At 72.2% G+C, this 22,024-nt stretch carries 16 protein-coding genes and 1 pseudogene; 5 read left to right on the top strand and 12 right to left on the bottom strand.

The window, feature by feature from the left end:
• Nucleotides 1–133: 133 nt before the first annotated feature.
• Entirely contained in the window at nt 134–622 is a 489-nt protein-coding gene (locus tag ACZ6TI_RS01930) for a CAP domain-containing protein (protein WP_465343086.1), read from the top strand.
• A 107-nt stretch (nt 623–729) separates the two neighbouring features.
• Here the strand turns inward: ACZ6TI_RS01930 and ACZ6TI_RS01925 are convergent, their stop codons facing one another.
• From ACZ6TI_RS01925 to ftsY, 7 genes are all read right to left on the bottom strand, one after another.
• Complete coding sequence (locus tag ACZ6TI_RS01925) at nt 730–1,728, bottom strand: aldehyde dehydrogenase family protein (RefSeq protein ID WP_465343085.1); 999 nt, start codon at nt 1,726–1,728, stop codon at nt 730–732.
• Nucleotides 1,725–4,124, bottom strand: coding sequence for a glycosyltransferase (locus ACZ6TI_RS01920; protein WP_465343084.1), 2,400 nt, complete (start codon nt 4,122–4,124; stop codon nt 1,725–1,727). Before ACZ6TI_RS01920 ends, ACZ6TI_RS01925 begins: the two co-directional genes overlap by 4 nt.
• 60 nt (nt 4,125–4,184) lie before the next feature.
• A complete protein-coding gene (locus ACZ6TI_RS01915) occupies nt 4,185–6,431 on the bottom strand; it encodes a [protein-PII] uridylyltransferase (RefSeq protein ID WP_465343083.1) in 2,247 nt (748 codons plus the stop codon).
• Between the two features lie 22 nt (nt 6,432–6,453).
• On the bottom strand, nt 6,454–6,792 hold the full coding sequence (locus tag ACZ6TI_RS01910) for a P-II family nitrogen regulator (protein WP_465343082.1): 339 nt from the start codon (nt 6,790–6,792) through the stop codon (nt 6,454–6,456).
• A 35-nt stretch (nt 6,793–6,827) separates the two neighbouring features.
• Nucleotides 6,828–8,195, bottom strand: coding sequence for an ammonium transporter (locus tag ACZ6TI_RS01905; RefSeq protein WP_465343081.1), 1,368 nt, complete (start codon nt 8,193–8,195; stop codon nt 6,828–6,830).
• A 247-nt stretch (nt 8,196–8,442) separates the two neighbouring features.
• Complete coding sequence (locus ACZ6TI_RS01900) at nt 8,443–9,240, bottom strand: phosphotransferase (protein ID WP_465343080.1); 798 nt, start codon at nt 9,238–9,240, stop codon at nt 8,443–8,445.
• Between the two features lie 42 nt (nt 9,241–9,282).
• Nucleotides 9,283–10,440: a signal recognition particle-docking protein FtsY gene (gene ftsY / locus ACZ6TI_RS01895; RefSeq protein ID WP_465343079.1), complete on the bottom strand. Its 1,158-nt coding sequence runs from the start codon at nt 10,438–10,440 to the stop codon at nt 9,283–9,285.
• A 115-nt stretch (nt 10,441–10,555) separates the two neighbouring features.
• On the opposite strand from ftsY, the gene ACZ6TI_RS01890 reads away from it, so the two are divergent.
• Complete coding sequence (locus tag ACZ6TI_RS01890; protein ID WP_465343078.1) at nt 10,556–12,241, top strand: alkaline phosphatase D family protein; 1,686 nt, start codon at nt 10,556–10,558, stop codon at nt 12,239–12,241.
• Between the two features lie 20 nt (nt 12,242–12,261).
• Complete coding sequence (locus tag ACZ6TI_RS01885) at nt 12,262–12,783, top strand: DinB family protein (RefSeq protein WP_465343077.1); 522 nt, start codon at nt 12,262–12,264, stop codon at nt 12,781–12,783.
• Here the strand turns inward: ACZ6TI_RS01885 and ACZ6TI_RS01880 are convergent.
• From ACZ6TI_RS01880 to ACZ6TI_RS01860, 5 genes are all read right to left on the bottom strand, one after another.
• Nucleotides 12,780–13,568: a hypothetical protein gene (locus tag ACZ6TI_RS01880; RefSeq protein ID WP_465343076.1), complete on the bottom strand. Its 789-nt coding sequence runs from the start codon at nt 13,566–13,568 to the stop codon at nt 12,780–12,782. The genes ACZ6TI_RS01885 and ACZ6TI_RS01880 overlap by 4 nt on opposite strands.
• A complete protein-coding gene (locus ACZ6TI_RS01875; protein WP_465343075.1) occupies nt 13,565–14,062 on the bottom strand; it encodes a sigma-70 family RNA polymerase sigma factor in 498 nt (165 codons plus the stop codon). The genes ACZ6TI_RS01880 and ACZ6TI_RS01875 overlap by 4 nt, the downstream gene beginning before the upstream one ends.
• 122 nt (nt 14,063–14,184) lie before the next feature.
• Entirely contained in the window at nt 14,185–14,802 is a 618-nt protein-coding gene (locus tag ACZ6TI_RS01870) for an HAD family hydrolase (RefSeq protein ID WP_465343074.1), read from the bottom strand.
• Between the two features lie 3 nt (nt 14,803–14,805).
• Entirely contained in the window at nt 14,806–18,387 is a 3,582-nt protein-coding gene (gene smc, locus ACZ6TI_RS01865; protein WP_465343073.1) for a chromosome segregation protein SMC, read from the bottom strand.
• A 260-nt stretch (nt 18,388–18,647) separates the two neighbouring features.
• Nucleotides 18,648–18,842 (bottom strand): hypothetical protein, encoded by a 195-nt coding sequence (locus ACZ6TI_RS01860; RefSeq protein ID WP_196413816.1) that lies wholly within the window; start codon nt 18,840–18,842, stop codon nt 18,648–18,650.
• 587 nt (nt 18,843–19,429) lie between these two features.
• On the opposite strand from ACZ6TI_RS01860, the gene ACZ6TI_RS01855 reads away from it, so the two are divergent.
• Both ACZ6TI_RS01855 and ACZ6TI_RS01850 read left to right on the top strand, forming a co-directional pair.
• Nucleotides 19,430–20,944: a DUF3492 domain-containing protein gene (locus ACZ6TI_RS01855; RefSeq protein WP_465343072.1), complete on the top strand. Its 1,515-nt coding sequence runs from the start codon at nt 19,430–19,432 to the stop codon at nt 20,942–20,944.
• Nucleotides 20,941–22,024: pseudogene (locus ACZ6TI_RS01850) on the top strand (hypothetical protein); the annotation flags it as partial. The gene ACZ6TI_RS01855 and the pseudogene ACZ6TI_RS01850, both read left to right, overlap by 4 nt.

Here is a 22,024-nt window from a genome sequence, read left to right as displayed (position 1 = left end):
TCCTAGTCACCCATCCCGCAACTCAAGGGTCACGGCAAGGCACCTGTGCGGGCCTTCAGGGGCTCGGGCGCGGGCCGATCGGAATGCTGAACCTGGCGAACGAGCCAGGCGCCGCACTCCGAAAGGCCTTCATATGCGCTCGTCGTTCGCTCGCCGCCTCGCCCAGCTCGCCCTCGTCCCCGCCGCCCTGTTCGGCGTCGTCGTGATGGCGACGCCGGCCGAAGCCGCGGTGACGTCGGTCGCCACGCTGCAGAACGACATCGTGCGGCTGACCAACGTGCAGCGCGTCAAGCACGGCTGCGCGGCGGTGCGGGTGGACGCCAACCTGGGCTACGCGGCCCGCGGCCAGAGCGGCTACATGGCCCGCACCGGCCGGTTCAGCCACACCGGTGCGAACGGCTCGTCGTTCGTCACCCGCACCGTCCGGGCCGGCTACACGGGCGCGCTGAGCGAGAACATCGCCTACGGCTACCGCACCGGCGCCCAGGTCGTCACCGGCTGGATGAACAGCCCGGGGCACCGCGCCAACATCCTCAACTGCAAGGCCAAGTCGGTCGGCGTCGGCGCGATCTACGCCGCCAACGGCACCCCGTACTACACCCAGGACTTCGGCTCGCGCTGACCGGCTCCACGAGTTCCGGGCCGCCCCCGCGGCCCGCCGTGGGGGAGCTTCGGCCGCGCCCACGACCGCGCCCTCTGCCGTCCCCGCGGCAGGGGGCGCGCTGTTGTTCACAAAGGTTGCAGGGCGGGAGCGGGCGTGAGCACCGTCCAGCCGCCGACCGGCGCGCGGCCCGGGGTGAAGCCGTCGAATCCGCCGGACTGGCGCGGGATCGGGCTGTCCTCGACCACCACCGCGGCGCCCGGGGCAAGCCGGCGGCCCAGCACGTGCAGGGCCGGGGACAGCGCGTCCGCCACGGCCGGGGTTGGGCCGGTCACCACGAGCAGGCCGATGTCCTTGAGGGCGGCGAGCGCGTCCACGTCGTACCAGTCGGTGGCGCGGCCGTCGAGGGTGAGCTCGGCCGGTGCCGCGTGCAGAATCTCGGTGCTGGTCAGGCCGTGTGCCATCAGGTCGGCGCGGGCCTGGGCGGCGCGGTCGGGGTCGTGTTCCACCACGACCAGGCGGCCGGTCTGCTCGGCCGCGTACCCGAGCCAGATCGTGGCCGGACCCGCGCCCAGCGCGACCGTCAGAGCGGGGTTGCGGCTGCGCATCAGGTGCATCAGGCCGAGCAGGTCGGTCGGGCGCGGCGCGGTCTCGGCGGCCGGCATCGGTGCCCGCGGCGCGAGCGTGCGGAACAGCTGGACGATCGCCTCGATCTCGCGATTCTGAGCGCGCAGCAGGGCTTCCGCGCCCTCCGGCGTCAGGCGGTCGGCCCGCGCGACGGCGGCGGTCAGCTCGAGATGCCGGTCGCCGGCCTCGAGCCGTTCCTTCTCCACCGCGGCGATCACCCGGCGCTGCACCTGCTCGGTGAGCAGCCGCAGATCGTGGATCGCCTCGTGCTGCACGCGAAACAGGCCGGTGGTGCGCCGCGCGAGATGCAGCAACCCGGCGAGCGTGCCGGCGATCAGCAGCGCCAGCACCGCGATCGCCGGATTCGGGCGGCCGAGCAGCGCCACCACCGCGGCGCCGGCTCCGGCCAGCGCGGGCGCGAGCACGACGGTCGCCTGCCGGGAGGTGAGACCGAGCAGGCGTTTCACCACGCGGCGTGCGAGCCGGGCCATGCTGGTCATCGGCGTCCTCCCGCGGGCACGAGGTGTGGCCCCCGCTGTTCAACGGTCACCCGGGCGGTGTCGTTACGGCGGGCGACCGCGTCGACGAACAACCGCGGGTGATGCGCCGCGGCCACCACCGCCCTGGCCCGCCGGCTCTGCTCGGCGAAGAGCGCGGGATCGGCGGCATAGCGCCGGATCAGGCCGGGCGCCTCGGACGGCTCGGCATAGAGCGCGGCGTCGCCGTAGAGCGCCGCGGATCGTTCGGGCAGGATCACCACGCAGCCGGCCGCGGCGGCCTCCAGGGCCGGCCGGGAGAACGCCGCCGTCTCCGAGAAGTGCAGATAGAAGTCGAGCTGATGCAGGAACGGTCGCGCCCCGACCTCCCCGGCCGCAAAGACCAACCAATCCTTGGGTACGACCGGAGCGGGCGTCCCCGGCGGCCGATCGGCGAGCCGAATTCGAACGTCCACATCGGATGGTAGTGGCACAGTCGGCACTTCCTGATCGCACAGATCCGCGCCGACGATCGGATGCCCCGCAGTGGCCCCGGATCGCACCGATGACCACCCGTCCGCGTCCACCACGATCGGCAGATCCCGCGAGGTCACGTCCAGCCCCTCGGGCAGCCCCGCGCGGATGCCGGGATCCTGCGGGCACCAGACGGCCGGCTTCCCGAAGAGCCGCCGCACCCGAGCCGAGCACCCGACCGGGTCGTAGACACCGGCGTCCGCCACCACCAGCACCCGCTCGGCCCGGATCGCGCTGCGCTCGTCCGGCGCGAACTGCAGCACGTCGGCCTGCCGGACCAGCAGCAGATCGGTCTCGCACGGATCCCCGAGGTGCACCTGGCCGACCGCACCCACGTTCACCAGGTCCTGGATCGCGGCGCACAGCGGCATCCGCATCCGGTGCACGTTGCGATAGGACTCGACCTGCAGCAGCGCCACCCGCCGACCGGCCGCCACCAGGGCCCACATCTCGTCCACCGCCGAGCGCACACTCCCGCCGGCATAGCGCCAGTCCCCGGCGAAAACCACGTCGTAGGTCCCGTCGGCGCGACGGCCGAGCAGGTGCGGCGGCGCCGGGAACGGCCGCACCGCGACGTCCGCGGCCAGGTGCGGGGAGGCCTCATCGGCCGCGATCGCCCGGTGCCAGTGCAGATAGGCCGACCGGTACGCGACCCGCGCCGGATGCATCCAGTGTGGCCGGATCTCGGCCCGGGACAGCGAGTTCTCGGAGAGCCGCACCAGCGCGAGCGGCTGATCCAGATGACGCACCGCGTCCGCCCCGAAAGCCGCCTCGATCCGGCCCAGATACTCGGAGTCGGCGGCCTTGCGCAGCCGGTCGAAGTAGCCGATCCGGCCGAGCACCGCGGCCCGCCGGATCAGCAGCGAGGACGGGTTGAACCGCCCGGTGCGCACGCCGGCCCGGTTGAGCAGCAGATCGGCGGTCACCGACAGCGCGTCCGAGGTGCTCGCCACCGCACCGGCCAGCAGCGGCGCCACCTGCCGCTCGAGCCGGCGCGGGTGCGACCAGTCGTCCGAGTCCTGGAACGCGACGAACTCGCCGCCGCTGAGATCGAGCCCGACGTTGCGGGCCGCATAGGTGCCGAGGTTGGCGGGCTGCCGCACCAGCCTGATCCGGTCGCCGAGCGCGGTCGCCCGGCGCAGCACGTCGTCGTGCCCGGCCGGCGACGCGTCGTCGACGATGATCACCTCGACGTTGCGCCAGGTCTGCGCCAGAATCGAGCGCACCGCGGTGATCAGCCCCTCGTCCGGGCGATAGCAGGTGATCACCACCGAGATCCGTTGCGGCGCCTCGACCTTGGCCGGCGGTGTCGAATAGCCGAGCCGGTCGAACGCGCACAGCCGGGGGTTCCCGCCCAGCGCCGGCGCCGGCTCCGGGAGCAGCGCCTGAAACGCGGCCAGCCACGGCTCCGGCGGCCTCGGCGCCACGAACGGATTGCACAGGTCCACTTCGAGCGCCGAGCGCACCGCGGGCCGCATCCGCCGGTACGCCCCCAGCAACGCCGGCACCGCCTCCGCCTCCTCCCACGCGTACGCGAGCTGGGCGTGCAGCGACTGCTGGGCCGGCGACAGCGCGTCCGCCCCGAACGCCTGGCGGATCAGCGCGTAGAGCGCCAGGGCGTCCCGCCGATCCGCCTCGGTGAGCTCCTGCAACGCGATCGTCTGGGCCAGTGCCGCCAGCAGTCCCGGCCGCGCTTTCGGCCGCAGCCGGCGCAGCCACCGCCGGTCCCCGGCCCGCGCCGCCCGCAGCAGTTCGTCCAGCGTGGCGGCCGGCCCGAGCGCCGCCCGGGCGAGCAGGTGCCGCGCCTCGGCCGAGCGGTTGCGCACGGCCGTGGCGCTCAGCCCGAGGCGCATCGACGGCCCGATCGCCGCGACGTAGTCGTCCAACAGATCCGCCGGCTGCACGCCTACCCAACGCGCCGGGAGCCGCTCAGGTGATGCGAGCGGTCAGACCGCTTCCAGCACCGCGGCGCCGACCCGGTCGCGGGCCGCGTCGTCGGACCAGTCCCCGGTCAGATAGAACGCGTCCACCACATCGCCGCCGAGCGTGGAGATGCGGGCCGCGCGCATCTCGGCGCCGGCCTCGTCCAGCGCGGTCGCCACCCGATAGAGCAGGCCCGGCGAGTCGGCCGCGCGCAGTTCCAGCACGACCGCGTCGGTGGCGATCTCGCGGTGCCACATCACCCGCGGCGAGGCGGCGTTGCCGCGGGCGTTCATCGCCCGGGCGCGCACCCGCTGGGTCACCGACACGTCCCCGGCGGCCACCCGGCGCAGGTCCGCGGCCAGCGCCACCGGGTCGTAGGGCGAGCCGTAGCGGGGCTGGGTGAGGAACTCGACAATGGCCCGGCCGTCGACCGTGGACGCGTCCGCGCCGAGCACGTCGAGGCGGTGCATGGCCAGGCAGGCGGTCACCGCGGCGAGCAGTCCGCGACGGTCGGCGGCGGCCACCGCCACCCGGTCGCCGTCCAGGTGCACGGCGGGCAGGTCGCCGTCGAACAGTTCCGGGTCGGGCCGCGGTGGGTCGGGCAGCACGCCGGTGTCCAGCGCGGTGTGCACCTTGCGGACCAGGTCGGCGATCAGCCGGCCCTTCCAGTCCGACCAGGCCGCCGGGCCGGTGGCGTGCGAGTCGGCGCGGGCCAGCGCGTGCAGCAGGTCGAGCGTCGCGGTGTCGCCGACCGCCTCGGCCACGGTGGAGATGGTCAGCGGGTCGCTCAGGTCGCGGCGGGTGGCCACGTCGGGCAGCAGCAGGTGGAGCCGGACCAGCCGGTCGATGGTGGCCACGTCGGCCGGGGGCAGCCCGATCCGGGTGGCGATGTCGGCGGCGATCGGGGCGCCGACGACGCTGTGGTCGCCGGGCAGGCCCTTGCCGACGTCGTGCAGGAAGGCGCCGATCAGCAGCAGGTCGGGCCGGTCCACCTCGCGGGTGAACGCGGTCGCCTCATAGGCCGCCTGGACCAGGTGCCGGTCGAGCGTGAAGCGGTGCACCGGGTGGTGCTGCGGCAGGCTGCGCAGCCGGGCCCACTCCGGCAGCCAGGCGTCGATCAGGCCGTACCGGTCGCAGGTCTCCCAGGTGGGCAGCAGGCCCGGTCCGGAGCCGAGCAGCGAGACCAGCGCGGCGCGGGCGGCCGGCGGCCACGGCGTCGGCAGCGGCGGGCAGAAGGCGGCGAGCCATTCGCTCGTGGCGCGGGCGATCGGCAGGCGCACGGTGGCGGCCGCGGCGGCCACCCGCAGCGAGAGGCTCGGATCCGGCACCGGCCCGATCGCGGTGCGCGCCAGCACCAGCTCGCCGTCCTGCTCCACCACGTCCCGCGCGACCGGGCGGCGGGTCGGCACGCCCGGCGGCATGCCCCGGCGGCGTCCGTTGCGCAGCCGGTCGGCGGCCCGCCAGGCGTCGTCCAGGGCGTGCGCGATGGTCCGCGCGTCGCCGGCCACCCGTCGCAGCAGCGCGTCGCCGTCGTCGAGTTCGAGCAGCTCGGCCACCGTCGAGCGTTCCTGCGCCACCAGCCGGTCCACCCGGCGGCCGACCGCGAGGTGCAGCGCGTCGCGGGTGTCGAGCAGGCGCAGGCTGGCCGCGCGCACCGCGGGCCGCAGGGTGTCGGCCACCCCGGCCCGGCCGATGCCGCGCAGGATGGTCATGTCGCGCAGCCCGCCGGCCGCCTCCTTGAGGTCGCCCTCGAGCAGGAAGGCGAGCTCGCCGTTGGCCGCCCAGCGCGCCTGGGTCAGCTCCTTGAGCTGCGGCATCAGCCGCACGGCGGTGCGCCGCCACTGGTCGCTGGTGGCGGCGATCAGCTCGGCGGAGAGTTGCGCGTCGCCGGCCAGGTGCCGGGCGTCGAGCAGGCCCAGGGCGGCCTTGACGTCGTCGTGCGCGACGGACAGCGCCTCCGGCAGCGTGCGCACGGAGTGATCCAGGCCCATCTTGGCGTCCCAGATCGGATACCAGAGCGCGGACGCGATCCGGTCGATCCCGGCCTGCCCGTTGTGCAGCAGCACCAGATCCAGATCGCTGTACGGCGCGCAGTCCCGCCGGCCCAGTCCGCCGACCGCGATCAGGCTGACTCCGGGCAGGTGGCTGGGGAACATGTCGGTCAGCCAGAGATCGAGCGCCGCCGCCCGTTGTGCACGGGCGGCGGCGCCGATGTGTTCACGCAACGTGCCCAGCTCGCCGCCGAACTTCACCGACGGCGCACTGACCACAGAAGACACTTTGTCCGACAGCTCAGAGCGCGTCGAGACCGCGCTCGCCGGTCCGGACCCGGATCACGTCCTCGACGGACGTCACCCAGACCTTCCCGTCGCCGATCTTGCCGGTCTTCGCGGACGCGACCACCGCGTCCACGACCTTCTCGACGTCGATCTCGTCGGTCAGCACCTCTACCTTGATCTTCGGCAGGAACTCCACCGTGTACTCGGCTCCCCGGTACACCTCGGTGTGCCCCTTCTGACGTCCGTACCCCTGCACCTCGCTCACGGTGAGGCCGGCGACGCCCAGGGCGTGCAGCGCCTCCTTCACCGCGTCGAGCTGGTACGGCTTGATGACCGCGGTCACCAGCTTCATGCTCAGTCCCTCCATCGGAGCAGCCATACGAGAAACTAACCGGCGACCTTCTGGCTGACGTCAGCCTTGCCGTCAGCGTCGACACCTTCGGACTTGTTCAGCCCGGCCATGGCGAACGCGCCACCACCGCCGGAGCCCCCGGAGGGCGTGAAGTCGTAGCCGGTCTCACCGTGGTCGGCGATGTCGATGCCGCCGATCTCGGCCTCCTCGCTGACCCGGAAGACCTTGATCGCCTTCAGGATCAGGGCGAGCAGTGCGGCGATCAGGAAGGAGTAGACGGTCACGGCCGCGCTGCCCACGAACTGCTTCCAGAGCTGGGTGACACCGCCGCCGTAGAACAGGCTCTCGTTCGCGGCCAGGGCGTTCACCTGGGTGGTGGCGAAGAAGCCGATGCCCAGCGAGCCGATCCAGCCACCGACGAAGTGCACGCCGACGACGTCGAGCGAGTCGTCGTAGCCGAGCTTGTACTTCAGGCCCACGGCCAGGGCGCAGACCGCACCGGCGATGATGCCCAGCACGGCGGCCGGCAGCGGGGCGATGAAGCCACAGGCCGGGGTGATCGCGACCAGGCCGGCGATCGCGCCGGAGGACGCGCCGACCAGGGTCGGCTTGCCGTCCCGCAGCCACTCCACGATGATCCAGCCCAGCAGGGCGGCGGCCGTGGCGACCTGGGTGTTGACGAACGCGACGGCGGTGACGCTGTCGACGGTCAGCTCGGAGCCGGCGTTGAAGCCGAACCAGCCGAACCAGAGCAGGCCGGCGCCGAGCGCGACGAACGGCACGTTGTGCGGGCGCATGTTCTCCCGCGGCCAGCCGATCCGCTTGCCGAGCACCAGCGCGACACCGAGCGCGGCCGCACCGGCGTTGATGTGCACCGCGGTGCCACCGGCGAAGTCGAGCGCGCCGAGCTTGGCGCCGATCCAGCCGCCGCCCCAGACCCAGTGCGCGACCGGGACGTAGACCAGGGTGAACCAGCCGAAGGAGAAGAGCACCCAGCCACCGAACTTGAGGCGGTCCGAGAGTGAGCCGCTGATCAGCGCGACGGTGATGATGGCGAACATCATCTGGAAGACCATGAAGACGTAGGTCGGGATGCCGGTGCCGGTGTCACCCAGCATCCATTCGTCGCCGATCCAGCTGGTGCCGGTGCCGAAGTACTGGGTGAAGCTTCCGATGATGTTGTTGGCACCCTCGTTGTCGTTCGATCCGAACGCCAGGGTGAAGCCGTACAGAACCCAGAGAATGGTGATGAGCCCGATGCTCGAGAAGCTCATCATCATCATGTTCAGTGTGCCCTTGGACCGGTTGAGGCCACCGTAGAACAGCGCCAGACCCGGAGTCATGAGCAAAACGAGCGCAGACGACAGGAGCAACCATGCGGTATTACCGGTGTTGATCTCCACGCTGCCTCCTCTCGGATAGGTGTCCTCCCGCACGGCACAAAAGGCAACGTCGTCTTGTGCGCCGGTTTCGGGCGGAAGCCTTCCGGTCACCTGTTTCGAGCACGGTCTACGCTCGATTTCCGGCACGTGACGGGTTGTTTCCTACGTGTGAAGAAACTCTCACAGCGTGTGCGGCGAAACCCCACGAACAGGGAGAATACGCCCACCCTCGACCCAGAAGTCGATCTTTCCCATTGTCAACAGCCGATCAACGGAGTGCGTATTCGAGGGTGTGCCGTTCGTAATCGAGCAGCCGCAGGTCGCGCATCGGGCGCCGGAGATGCCCCTTGTGCACGATCCGCACGAAAGCCGGGTCACCGGCCGCGGCCATCCGCCGAATGCCCTCGACGTGGTCCACGATCCGTTTCCTTATGGTGCGAACCAGCCGATGCCGGTCGCGCGGGATCAGCCCATAGGCGTCCGCGAACAACCGCAGCCGGCGCGGCCGATTGGGCCGCTTCCAGCCGAGCGTGTAGGAGTCGCGGTCGCTGAACAGCGGCACCCAGGTCCACGCCGCATAGGCCACGTCGTAGATCCGGGCGCCGGGTGAGGCCAGGTCGAAGTCGATCAGCGCGAGCGTGCCGTCCGGCCGCCAGACCACGTTGTGCGGCGCGGCGTCGTGGTGACAGACCACCTCGGCGTCCGGTGGCGGCGGTCCGAACGAGCGCCAGACCGACCCGGGCGGCGGCTGGAAGCCGTATTGCGCGTCGTGGAACATCCGCAGCATGGTCGCCACGGTGACCAGCGCCTCGTCGGTCACCCAGTGCGCGGCGAGCGGGTATTCGCCGCACTCGCCGTCCAGGTAAGACAGCACCTCGCGGCCGCGGTCGTCCATGCCCAGAGCGTGCGGCGACCCGGTGAAGCCGACCTGCTGCAGATGGTTGAGCAGGGAGTGCACGGCGGGCGTCCAGGGGCCGGCATTGCGCCGGACCGTGTCACCGACGCGGGACACCGTGCTGACGTTGCCGCCATGCAACGGGATCTCCCGAACCGGGTCTTGGGTCACCCGCCAACCTCCTTGCCCATGGTCGCCACCGAGGCTCCGAGCCTACCCGTCGGTACCAAGGAGAGCCTCGACGAAGGCGGCCGGCTCGAACGGCGCGAGGTCGTCCGGGCCCTCGCCCAGCCCGACCAGCTTGACCGGAATGCCCAGCTTGCGCTGGACCGCGATGACGATGCCGCCCTTCGCCGTACCGTCCAACTTCGTCAGCACCACTCCGGTGACGTCCACCACCTCGGTGAAGACCCGCGCCTGCTCCAGACCGTTCTGTCCGGTGGTCGCGTCCAGGATCAGCAGGGTCTCGTCGACCGGCCCGTGCTTCTCCACCACGCGCTTGACCTTGCCCAGCTCGTCCATCAGGCCGACCTTGTTCTGCAGCCTGCCCGCGGTGTCGATCAGCACCGTGTCGATGCCGGTGTCGATGCCGCGCTTGACCGCGTCGAACGCAACGCTGGCCGGGTCACCGCCCTCGGGGCCGCGGACCGTCTCGGCGCCGACCCGCTCACCCCAGGTGGCGAGCTGCTCGGCGGCCGCGGCACGGAACGTGTCGGCCGCGCCGAACAGCACCGTGCGGCCGTCGGCGATCAGCACCCGGCCGATCTTTCCGCAGGTGGTGGTCTTGCCGGCGCCGTTCACGCCGACCACCAGCACCACCGCGGGCCGGCCGTCGTGCGGTGCGGTGCGCAGGCTGCGGTCCAGATCCGGCTCGAGCGCGGCGGTGAGCTCCTCGGCGAGCTGCTCGCGCACCTCGGACACGGTGCGCGTGCCGAGCACCCGGACCCGCTCCTTCAGCCGGGCCACCAGCACCTGGGTGGCCTCCACGCCGACGTCCGCGGTGATCAGGCTGTCCTCGATCTCCTCCCAGGCGTCGTCGTCCAGATGATCGCGGGAGAGCACGCTGAGCAGGCCGCGGCCGAACACGCTCTGCGACCGGCTGAGCCGGGCGCGCAGCCGGACCAGGCGCCCGGCGGTCGGCTCCGGCTGCTCCAGTTGCGGCTCGACCAGCTCCGGCTCGGCGACCACCCCGGGCTCGGCGACGATCAGCGGCGGCAGTTCCTCGTCGGCCGGGACCGTCGGACGCTCGATCGTCGACGTGCCGGCGCCGCCGACCGGGGGCTGCCGCCGGCGCATCCGGGGCACGACCAGCCCCACCGCCCCGACCACGAGCACCACCAGCAAGACCACGGCAACGACCACGTATTCCATAGCCAAAGCCTGACAGATGCCCGGTCGCCGCGTGACAACGCCCGTCACCCTCCCGGGCCGGATCTTGGCCGTCCATGCGCTGGCGGAATGGTGACCGGGTGTGCAGGATAGGTCGGTGACGGCACACCTGCTCATCGGGCCCGTGCTGCGGCGCGTGGTCGGCGACCGCGCCACCATCTGGGTCGAGACCACCGAACCCACCATTGTGCGGGTCGAGGCGGAGGGCGGCGGCGCCGGCTCGGCGCAGACCTTTTCCGCGTACGACCACCACTACGCGATCGTCGTGGTCGAGGATCTGGTCCCGGACGCCGACAATCCCTACCGGGTGACGCTCGACGGCCGCGCGGTCTGGCCGCTGCCGGACACGGAATATCCGCCGACCTTCATCCGCACCCGCCCGGCCGACGACGCCGCGCACCCGGTCAAGATGATCTTCGGCTCCTGCCGCGAGGCCACCCCGCACGCCACCGGCCGCAAGCTGCCACCGGACGCGCTGGACGCCTATGCGCGCCGGCTGATGACCGACCCGCAGAGCGACGACCTGCGCCCCGACCTGATCGTGCTGCTCGGCGATCAGGTCTATGCGGACAAGCCGACCGCCAAGATCAAGCGGTTCCTCAAGCGCCGCCGCGCGGCCGGCCACCACGGCCCGGACGACCAGGTGGTCTCGTTCGACGAATACACGAAGCTCTATCTGGAGTCGTGGCGCGATCCCGAGGTGCGCTGGCTCTTCGCCACCGTGCCGAGCGTGATGATCTTCGACGATCACGAGATCATCGACGACTGGAACACCTCCTCGTCCTGGCGTGAGGAGATGGCCGCCCAGTCCTGGTGGCGCGAGCGCATCTCGGCCGGGCTGGCTTCGTACTGGGTTTATCAGCATCTCGGCAATCTGAGCCCGGACCAGCTGGCCGCCGACCCGATGCTGCAGAAGGTGACCACCGCCGACGACGCCACCGACCTGTTGCACGATTTCGGGCTGGCGGTGGACCAGCCGGAGTCGGCGGACAACACCGACCAGCCCTATCAGTGGAGTTTCGCGCTCGACCTGGGCCGCACCCGGCTGGTCATGCTGGACAACCGCTGCAACCGGGTGCTGACCCCGGGCGGCCGCGAGATGCTGCCCGCCCCCGAGTGGAACTGGTTCGTCGACCAGGCCCACGGCGACTACGACCACCTGGTCATCGGCTCGTCGCTGCCCTGGCTGATGCCGCCCGCGATCCACCACGTCGAAACCTGGAACGAGCAGAGCGCGGACGCGACCGGCCGCCGCGCGACCAACGCCGAGCGCATCCGCCGCGCGGTCGACCTCGAGCACTGGGCCGCGTTCGGCAAGTCGTTCAGCTCGCTGGCCGAGCTGTTCCGCCGGCTGGGCCAGGGCGGCGACGGCTCGCCCAGCCATCGGGTCGGGGCCGGCGGGGCATACCGGGCGCCCGACTCGATCAGCGTGCTCTCCGGCGACGTCCACCACTCCTATGTCGCGCGAGCCGACCTGGGCCCGGATGTGCGGACGCCGGTCCACCAGCTCACCTGCTCGCCGATCCACAACCAGGTGCCCGGCTTCATGCGCCCGCTGATGCGGTTCGCCTGGTCGCGCGCCGCCGCGAACGGCACTCGGCTGATGTCCCGCTCGGCCGGCGTGCCCAAGGCGCCGCTGAGCTGGCGCCGGCTGGCCGGGCCCTATTTCGGCAATGCGGTGAGCACGCTGCGGCTGCGCGGTGCGCGCGCCGACATGACGATCGAGGGTACGAACCCGGACGGCACCCTCTTCGACTTCGCCAGCGTGGAACTGCACGACTGAAAGGTGCAGGATGGTCCGCGATGACTACCTGGACCGCACCTGAGGTTGACCGCACCGACGAGCCCATGGTCGGCGACGAGCGGGCGATGCTCGAGGGCTGGCTCGACTACCACCGGGCCACCCTGCTGATGAAGGCCACCGGGCTCACCGCCGAGCAGCTCAAGATCGCCGCCGTCGAGCCCTCCAACCTGACCCTGCTGGGCCTGATCCGGCACATGGCCGAGGTCGAGCGCAGCTGGTTCCGCACCCGCGGCGCCGGCCAGGACGTCGGCTGGCTGTTCTGCGCCGAGGACAACCTGGACGGCGACTTCGACGACGCGCCGACCGCGGACGCCGAGGCCGACTACGCCACCTTCCTCGAAGAGGTGCGCCTGGCCCGGGAGGCCGCCGCGGGCCTCTCCCTCGAGCACGAGTTCAAGACCAGCCGGCACCCGGCGATCAGCATGCGCTGGGTCTACCTGCACATGATCGAGGAGTACGCACGCCACAACGGCCACGCCGACCTGCTCCGCGAGCGCATCGACGGCGTCACCGGCGACTAGCTTCGAGTGGGCCGCGCGGGTCCCCGGTCGACCAGGGCGAACGTGGTGGTGCCGTCGGACGACGGACGCACGGTCAGCCCTTTCCCGTCCGTCGGGAACCAGGAGAGATAGAGCCCGCCGACGCTGATCCGGAAGGTGCCCGCCCCACCCGGGTCGAAGGCGAACTGCTGGTCCGGCTGGCGCGTGTCGCAGCCCGTCGCGACCAGCACCGCGGGCCGGGAGTCGCGCTTGACCATCAGGCACTCCGCGCCGGTGCGCATCAGGAAGAGCGACCCGCCCGGCACGATCCGGCCGGGCCGGAAGAGCGCGGCCGGCGCGGCCTTCGGCGCGGTCGGCACCTCGAGCCGCCCGGTGGCCGCGATCGACAGTTCCTGCCCGAGGATCGGCCGCCCGTCCACGATCGGCACCACGGCCAGCATCCGATCGCCGTCCAGCAGGTCGACGACCGGCGCGGTGTTCTCGCCGCCCGGTGCCGGAGCGAGCTGCGACGACGGCGCGGTGACCGCCGGCGCGGCGATGTCCGGGGCGGCGATCTCCGGGGCGGCGATCTCCGGAACGGCGGCCGCCGGCTGGGCCTCTCGGGTCGCGGGCCGGCCCAGCACCACGCCCGTGCCCAGCCCGGCCGCGAGCAGCACGCCGGCCGCGCCGACGGTCAGGCGGCGGCGCCGGCGCCGGCGGTCGGCCCGGGCGCGGACGGTCGCGGCGCCGGCCAGCCGGCTCGTGCGTCGGGCGTGCTCGGCCAGGCCGGCCAGATCCTCGTCGAGATAGGGCAGCATCCCGGTCACCTACCCAGCACGAAGTCGTCGGCGTCGGTCAGATGGTCGGCCATCGCCTTGCGCCCGCGGGTGAGCCGGGCCTTGACCGTGCCGGTGGGCGCGCCGACCTCGGCCGAGATCTCCGCGACGCTGAGGCCGACCAGGTGGTGCAGCACGATCACCCGGCGCTGGTCGGGCGGGATCTGCCGCAGCGCGTGCACCAGCGCGACGTGATCCGGCCCGAGCCCGTCGATCTCCTGGTCGACCGCCTCGCGGTGGTGCGCCCGGAGCCGGTTGACCGCCTTGCGCCAGCTGCTGACCGCGGTCCGGGAGGCGACCGCGCGGACCCACGCCTCGGGGCTGTCGCAGTCCCGCACGACCGGCCACCGGTCCCACGCCTTCAGATAGGCCTCCGCCACCGCGTCCTCAGCCTCGGCGAGGTTCCCGGTCATCGCATAGACCTGCCCGAGCACCCGACGGGACGAGCCGGCGTAGAACGCGTCGAACTCCCCCGCGTCGCGCATCCGTCCCCCGACAAAAGTGGTGGGTGAGCCGTGCATCCGCTACGCGGATGCACGGCTGAGCTACCAGTCTTCTAACCCGACGCCTGGGCCGGCCGCTCGGTTGCATGGCGGGTCGCGGAAATTCAGGCCGGGAGGCCGAGGGCCGGGCGGAGGTAGTGGAAGTCGCGGCGCTCGGTCCAGCGCAGGCCGAGGAGCCCGGCGGCCCGCGCGGCCCGGATCACCCGATCGCTGTCGTCGACGCACATCACCCACGGCGGTTCGGCGCCGAGAGCCTCGCACGCCTTGGCGAAGAACTCCGGCGCAGGCTTGTGGATCTTCATCTCCCAGGAGCTGAGCACCACGTCGAACTCGCCGTCCAGGCCGAGCGCGGTCAGGTCGCCGCGGAGCCGGTCGGTGGCGTTGGTGGACAGGCCCACCGGTCGACCGGCGGCGCGCACGTCACGGACGAAGGCGAGCACCTCGTCGTCCACGTACCCCCGATGGGTCTGCCATTCGGCGACCGCGGCGGCCGCCTCGTCGGCGGGCAGTGGCAGCCGCTCGGCCACCTGCCGCATCCACTGCTCGTCGGTCAGCTCGCCGGCCATCGCGGGCCGATAGAGCTCCCAGCTCATCGCGGTGGCGAACAACGAGCCCTGGGCGAGGCCGTACTTCTCCTCCACGGTCGCCGGGACCGTCGCGTCCCAGCGGCGCAGCACGCCGTCCAGGTCGATGAGCAGGGCTCTGGCCGGCTGGCGCTGCAACGGTTACTCCTCGTCGTCCCGATTCAGCCGCTGGCTGATCACCTGGGTCACGCCGGCGCGCATGGTGACGCCGTAGAGCGCGTCGGCGACCTCCATCGTGCGCTTCTGGTGCGTGATGATCAGCAGCTGGCTCTTCTCCCGCAACTGCTGGAAGAGCGTAATCAGGCGGCCGAGGTTGACGTCGTCCAGGGCGGCCTCGACCTCGTCCATGATGTAGAAGGGCGAGGGGCGGGCGCGGAAGATCGCGCAGAGCATGGCCACCGCGGTCAGCGAACGCTCGCCACCGGAGAGCAGCGACAGCCGCTTGATCTTCTTGCCCGGCGGCCGCGCCTCGACCTCGACGCCGGTGGCCAGCATGTCCTCCGGGTCGGTCAGCACCAGCCGGCCCTCGCCGCCCGGGAAGAGCACCTGGAAGACGGCCTGGAACTCGCGGGCGGTGTCCTCGAACGCCGAGGTGAACACCTCGAGGATCCGGTCGTCCACGTCCTTGACCACGGTGAGCAGGTCCTTGCGGGTGGCCTTCAGGTCCTCCAGCTGGTCGGAGAGGAACTTGAAACGCTCCTCCAGCGCGGCGAACTCCTCCAGCGCCAGCGGGTTGACCTTGCCGAGCAGCGCCAGTTCGCGCTCCGCCTTGTTGGCCCGCTTCTCCTGCGTGGGGCGGTGATAGGGCACCGGGTCCGGCGCGGGCTCACCGGCCGACTCGGCGGCGTTCATCTCGGCCTGCGTCGGCGGCACCCACTGGTCCGGCCCGTACTCGCTGACCAGGGTGTCCACGTCCAGCGAGAAGTCCTCGGCGGCCTTGGCCTCGAGCTGCTCGATGCGCATCCGCTGCTCGGCCCGGGCCACCTCGTCGCGGTGCACCTCGTTGGTGAGCCGCTCCAACTCGGACACCAGGCGCTTCGCGGTGGCGCGTACCTCCTGCAACTCGGCCTCGCGGGCGGTCCGCGCCCGGGCCAGCTCGTCGCGCACCTCGACCGCGGACTCCAGGGAGACCATCACCCGGCGCATCGCGGCGGCGGCGCCGATCGCGACCGCCTTGGCGATCTGCGCGCCCCGGGCCCGTGCGGCCCGCCGGGCCGAGGCCCGCTCCCGGGCCTGCCGCTCCGCGTTGGCCTGGCGCATCAGCGAGTCGGCGCGGCCCGCGATGGAGGAGACCCGCTCTTCCGCGGTGCGGACGGCGAGACGCACCTCCATCTCGTTCTGCCGGGCGGCCGGAACCATGCCGGACAGCGTGTCGCGCTCCTCGGTGGACGGCTCCTCGTCGAGCGGCGTGTCCTCGGCCGCCTGCAGGCGCTCCTCGAGCTCGGTCAGCCCGGCGAGGTCGCGATCGCGGGCCGCCTCGGCCTTTTGCCGGGCGGCGCCGAGCCGCTCGGTCTCCGCCTTCGCCGACCGGGCCGCCGCGCCCAGCTCGGCCAGCCGGCGGGCGGCCGCGTTGCGCTCGCCCTCGGCCGCGCGCTTGGCGGCGGCCGCGACGCTCACCCGCTCCTTGTGCTCGGACACCTCGGCCCGCGCCTCGGCCAGCCGATCCTTGAGCTCGTGGATGCTCTCCTCGGCGGTCTCCCGGTTGGCCTTCGCCTCGTCGACCGCCGCCTGCACCTCGATGTAGCTGGTGGCCTTCCCCGAGCCACCGGCCGCCGAGTGCGCGCCCAGCACGTCGCCGTCCGGCGTGACCGCGCGCAGCTCCGGATTCTGCGCCACCACCCGGCCGGCCGCGGCCAGGTCGGTGACCAGCACGACGTCACGCAGCGTGCGGTTGAGGGCGGGGCGGATCGAGTCCGGGCAGCCGATCACGTCCGGCGCCCAGACCGCCCCGTCGGGCAGCGCGGGCCGCAGCGAGTCGAGCGAGCCCTGCATGCCGGGGTGCGCCGGCCCAGCGATCACCAGCGCGGCGCGGCCCGCGTCGGCGATCTTGAGGGTGCGCATCGCCTCGACGGCCTCGTCGACGCCGGCCAGCGCGACCGCGTCGGCCAGGCTGCCCAGCGCGGCGGCCAGCGCGGCCTCGTGTCCGGGCCGGACGGTCAGCATCGAAGCCAGGCTGCCGAGCAGGCCGGGCACCTGGCCGGCCTTGCCGAGCAGCGCGCCGGCGCCGTCCTTGCGCCGCAGGCCCAGCGCGAGCGCCTCCTCGCGGGCCTTCCAGCTGGCCGCGTCCTTCTCGGCGGCACGCTCGGCGTCGGACAGCTCCTTGACCACCGCGGCGGCCCGGTCGTGCGCGGCCACCGCCTCGTCGTGCCGGGCGTCCAGGTCGGCGTTGTCCCGATCGGCCTCGGTGGACTCAGCGGACACCTCGTCGACCGCGGCCTGGGCGGCGTCCGCCCGCTGCAACGCGTCGGTGTGCGCGGCGGCCAGGCGCTCGATCTCCTCGGCCGCGCTGCCGGTGCGCGCCCGCGCCGCGTTCACCTGCCCGGTGAGCTTGGCCAGGCCCTCACGCCGGTCGGCGATCGCCTTCGCGGCCGTACGCAGAGCGTTTTCCGCCGCCGCCAGCTGACGCTCGAGCTCCTGCCGGTGCTCCACCGCCTCGGCCAGCCGCATCTGGTCCTCGGTCAGCGCCTCGCGCAGCTCTTCCTCCTGCTCGCGAACCCGCTCGGCCTCCTCCACCAGCTGCTCGGGGTCACGGCCCTGGCGCTCGTCCTCGGGCGCCGCGGACAGGTGCCGCAGCCGCTCGCCGGCCAGCTGCTCGGTGGACCGGAAGCGCTCCTGCAGCGCGGACAGCTTGTACCAGGTGTCCTGCGCGGCCTGCAGCAGCGGCGCGTCCTCGGCGTGCGCGGACTCCAGCTCGGCCAGCCAGCGCTGCACCTCGCGGTTCTCCTGCTCCACCTGCTGACGCCGGTCCCGCATCGCCGACTCGTCGGCGATCTCCTTGTCCAGCGTGGTGCGCAGGGTGTGCAGGTCGTCGGCGAGCAGCCGGAGCCGGGCGTCGCGCAGGTCGGCCTGGATGCCGGCCGCGCGCCGGGCCACCTCGGCCTGCTTGCCCAGCGGCTTCAGCTGGCGGCGCAGCTCGGCGGTGAGGTCGTTGAGCCGGTTGAGGTTGGTCTGCATCGCGTCGAGCTTGCGGATCGCCTTTTCTTTCCGCTTGCGATGCTTGAGGACGCCGGCCGCCTCCTCGATGAACGCGCGACGGTCCTCCGGCTTGGCGTGCAGCATCGCGTCGAGCCGGCCCTGGCCCACGATGATGTGCATCTCGCGGCCGATGCCGGAGTCGCTGAGCAGCTCCTGGATGTCCAGCAGACGGCAGGAGTTGCCGTTGATCTCGTATTCGCTCTCGCCGGAGCGGAACATCCGGCGGGTGATCGAGACCTCGGTGTAGTCGATCGGCAGCGCACCGTCACCGTTGTCGATCGTGAGCGTCACCTCGGCGCGGCCCAGTGGCGCGCGGCCGGAGGTGCCGGCGAAGATGACGTCCTCCATTTTGCCGCCGCGCAGCGCCTTGGCGCCCTGCTCACCGAGCACCCAGGCAATGGCGTCGACGACGTTGGACTTGCCGGAGCCGTTGGGACCCACCACACAGGTGATTCCCGGCTCCAGCCGCAGCGTCGTGGCGGAGGCGAAGGACTTGAAGCCCTTCACCGTCAGGCTCTTGAGGTGCACGGATCTCCGGGGGTCGGTGGGTTCTTCTGCCGGGTTGCAGGTTACCCGCCCAACGCGCGGACCTCCGGCTACGCCGCGCTCGGCGCCCAGGTCCGTGCTTTATCGGGCAAAAAGATGCGCGCCGCCACTGCCGGTGGAGGCGCGCCATGTTTCGTTTTCAGTTGTGCCGTTTTCAGTTGTGCCGAGGGGTGGGTGTGTTCGGGTGCCCAGGGCGCCGGTCCGACGCCCTTCGAACAATGGGATCAGGTCGGTGCGGGGGATCAGGTCAGTGCGGGCTCGGTCAGCCGCGCGAAATCGTCTGCCTCCGCGGCGGCAGCCGCGAGACGATCATTTTCCGCTCGCAAGCGGGTGACCTCGAACTCCAGAGCCTGAACCCTGGAACGCAGTCGGGTGACCTCGTCGAGCAGGCGCCGGTCGGGCGCCGCACCTACGTGGCCGTAGAGGGCCTTCGCCATCATGGACTCCTAGTGAGACGTGCGTGTCTCTTGTCAAAGCGTTGCCGAAACGGCCGGCCGCGCGCGCCCAGCGGAAATGGACCCCACACTGCTCACGGGCACGCGTGAGCGCAGAATCCTGCACCTCGGAACTTGCTATTAGGTGCAGATCGCCCGAGTCCAGGGGTGACCGGGACACGGATGGGCGCGACTGGCGACTCCTCCATAGTCCGCCGAGACGCACTCTGCGTCAAGCCGTGAGCACCGGGTCGGGCCTTGTGCGATCAGTGAATCACGCCACCCCACCAGCCTTTCGACGGCCTTATCTTTTTCTTAGCTGTATGGCTGCCGGATCTTTCCAGTGCCTAGCGTGACGTCCGCTGCCCCGATGCGGGGCGGCAGACGACGCCTTGGCGCCGGGTGCCGGTGGCGGGGTACCCGGCGGCAGGGCGTTCTTGGTACTTTTCCGGCATCTGGGGCGATATTTCTGGCAAATGGGGCAATATTCTGTCGCTTAGGTGACACGGTCCCGTTACTTTTCGCCGCTGTGTCGTTGCCTCCTGCGTGATATCGCCGTCCGCACCCCAGCACCGGTCCTGAGCCGCCCCATGCGCATCTGTCTGCTCACCGGAGGCGGGTACCCGTACCGGCGTGACGCGCTCGGCGGTTGGTGCCGGACGGTCGTCGAAGGGTTGCCCGAGGTCACCTTCGACCTGCTCACCGTCGTCGACCGGGAACCGTCGTCGCCGCCCGCGTACCCGCTGCCGGGCAATGTCGCCTCGGCCCGCGCGGTCGCTCCCGCCCGGGACGAGCGCCGCCGCACCGGGGACCCGGACGACGCGGCCACCGCCGCCGCCGTCCTGCTCTGCCGCGGCCTGCTCGGCGAGCAGGAACACGCCGACGAACTCTTCGGGACCGGGCTGCACCGCCTGGCCGCGATGATCGACCCGTCCGCGCCCGGCCGGCCCGGCGCGCCCACCCCGCTGCCCGGGGTCGCGCTGACCGACGTGCTGCTGGACGCCTGGCGGGCCGGGCGGCAGCTCACCGCCAGTGACCGGCTGCCGCTGCCGCGGCTCAGCATGCGCGATGCCCGGACGGCGGCGACGCTGCTGCGGCACGCGATCCGGTCACTCGCCGTGCAGCCCGGGCCGGCCGATCTGGTGCACTGCGTGGGCGGCACGACGCCGCTGCTGGCCGCGCTGGCCGGGCGCTGGCGCAACGGCACGCCGCTGCTGCTCACCGAGGCACGGGCGCCGGTGGCTCGGCTGCGGCCCGCGGAGGAACGGTTGTCGCCGGCCGTGCGTACGGTGCTGCGGAGGTTTCGGCGGGCGGTGGCCCGGACCGGGTATGCCGAGGCGGAGCTGATCGCGCCGCTCAGTGCGTACCATCATGGGTTTGCTCTTCAGCACGGAGCGCGACCTTCGCGCCTGGTCTCGGTGCCGGCCGGGGTTGATCCGACCGACTTCGGCACCGCGGGCGAGCCGGCCCTGGCCGAACCCGCGCTGGTGTGGGCCGGCAGCGGTGGCCCGGACAGTGGGCTGAGCCGGTTGCTGGAGGCGTTCGGGCAGGTCATGGCCCAGGTGCCCGGGACCGTGCTGCACCTGGTCGGCGTCACCGCGGCGCACGAAGATCATTGCGCCGAGCAGATCGACCGCTCCGGCCTGGGCCGCGCGGTCCGGCTGCATCCGCTGCCGGCCGACCCCCGAGACCGGTACGCCGCGGGCCACGTCGTCGTCCACCTGCCCGGCCCCGCCGACCCGCCGTATCGCCTGGTGGAGGCCATGATGTCCGGCCGTGCGGTGGTCGGGGTGGACGTCGGCCCGGCGGCGGAGACGCTCGGCGAGACCGGGGTGCTGGTGCCCGCCGAGGACGTCGGAGCGCTCGCCTGGGCGTGTGTCGGCCTGCTGCGCGCCCCGGCCCGGCGACGAGCCCTGGGCGAGGCGGCCCGGCGACGCGCGATGGCGCACTACACCAGCGACCGGGTGGTCCGGGTCTACCGGGCCCTCTACACCGACCTGGCCGCGCCGCCGCCCGCGCCGGCATTCGAGCTGGCGCTGTCCGTGCCGGCGCCGCGCGCCGAGGTGCCCACGACCCTGCGCTGGCTGGTCCGGGAGGACACATGACCATCTCGCCCGCACGAGATTCACAGTTCGACCCGGGCGGCCGGGTGGACCCGCACGGCGGCTCGGACCCACATGGCGGCTCGGATCCGCAAGGCGGCTCAGACCGGCAAGACCGCCTGGACCGGCAAGGCCGCTCAGACCAGCAAGACCGCCTGGACCGGCACGGCCGTCTGGACCGGCACGGCCGCCTCGACCGGCCCGGCCGTTTCGATGCCGAGCGCGACCATCGGACGGACGGCGGAGACGAGTCGGCCGCGCCCGGCGGCAGGGCATCTGGCCAGGCCGGGTCACCGGACGACCGCCCAGCGGGGCTGATCTTTGATCCGGCCGACCTGGCGCTGCCGGCCGACCGACCGGCAGCCTTTTTGAGCGGCCCCCGCTCCCCCAACCGCTTCTCCAACGAAGATCGTTTCCTCGAGAACGGCCTCATCGCCGCGGGGACCCACCCCGGAGCCCGAGATGGTTTCCCGGCCGGAGATCGCGTCCCGGCCGGAGACCGCCCCTCGGCCGGACACGGCATTCCCGACGGAGACCGCGTTGCCGAGGGAGATCGGTTGCGCGCTGGGGATCGATTCGGTGTTGAGGATCGATTCGGTGTTGAGGATCGATTCGGTGTTCGGGATCGCTTTGCTGCCGTGGACCACGACCCGAGTGGCACGTTCTCGGCGGTCGGGCCGTTGGCCACCATCCGGCCGGCGGCTCCGGGCGCGGGCGCGTCGGCCGAACAGGCGTCGTCGCTTTGCTCTGCTTCCCGAGAGGAAGCGCACGCTTCGGAAACACCGAGCAAGACGTCAGGCGACGTGTTCTCTGACGACCGGCTTTCTCCCGGGGAGCAGAGCAAAGCGCCGGGCGACAGGTTCCCCGGCAACGCGCTTCCTCATTTGAAGCAGAGCAAAGCCGCCGGCGGCGGACTGCCCGGCGACGCGCTTCCCTGGGGACAACACCGCAAAGCGCCGGGCGACACCTTCCTCGACAACCCGCTTCCCCACGGGAAGCAGAGCAAAGCGCCGGGCGACACCCTCCTCGACGACCCGCTTCCCCACGGGAAGCAGAGCAAAGCGCCAGGCGACACCCTCCTCG

This window comes from Actinoplanes sp. NPDC051388, assembly GCF_055586225.1.
The sequence above is the reverse complement of the archived record's forward strand: the minus strand, read 5'-3'. Positions and strand labels throughout refer to the sequence as shown.

Bases quoted from the DNA above. Each gene is read 5' to 3' on its own strand.
- ACZ6TI_RS01930 (WP_465343086.1), top strand. From the start codon at position 134: ATGCGCTCGTCGTTCGCTCGCCGCCTCGCCCAGCTCGCCCTCGTCCCC.
- ACZ6TI_RS01925 (WP_465343085.1), bottom strand. From the start codon at position 1,728: ATGACCAGCATGGCCCGGCTCGCACGCCGCGTGGTGAAACGCCTGCTC.
- ACZ6TI_RS01910 (WP_465343082.1), bottom strand. From the start codon at position 6,792: ATGAAGCTGGTGACCGCGGTCATCAAGCCGTACCAGCTCGACGCGGTG.
- ftsY (WP_465343079.1), bottom strand. From the start codon at position 10,440: ATGGAATACGTGGTCGTTGCCGTGGTCTTGCTGGTGGTGCTCGTGGTC.
- ACZ6TI_RS01885 (WP_465343077.1), top strand. From the start codon at position 12,262: ATGACTACCTGGACCGCACCTGAGGTTGACCGCACCGACGAGCCCATG.
- ACZ6TI_RS01875 (WP_465343075.1), bottom strand. From the start codon at position 14,062: ATGCGCGACGCGGGGGAGTTCGACGCGTTCTACGCCGGCTCGTCCCGT.
- ACZ6TI_RS01860 (WP_196413816.1), bottom strand. From the start codon at position 18,842: ATGGCGAAGGCCCTCTACGGCCACGTAGGTGCGGCGCCCGACCGGCGC.
- ACZ6TI_RS01855 (WP_465343072.1), top strand. From the start codon at position 19,430: ATGCGCATCTGTCTGCTCACCGGAGGCGGGTACCCGTACCGGCGTGAC.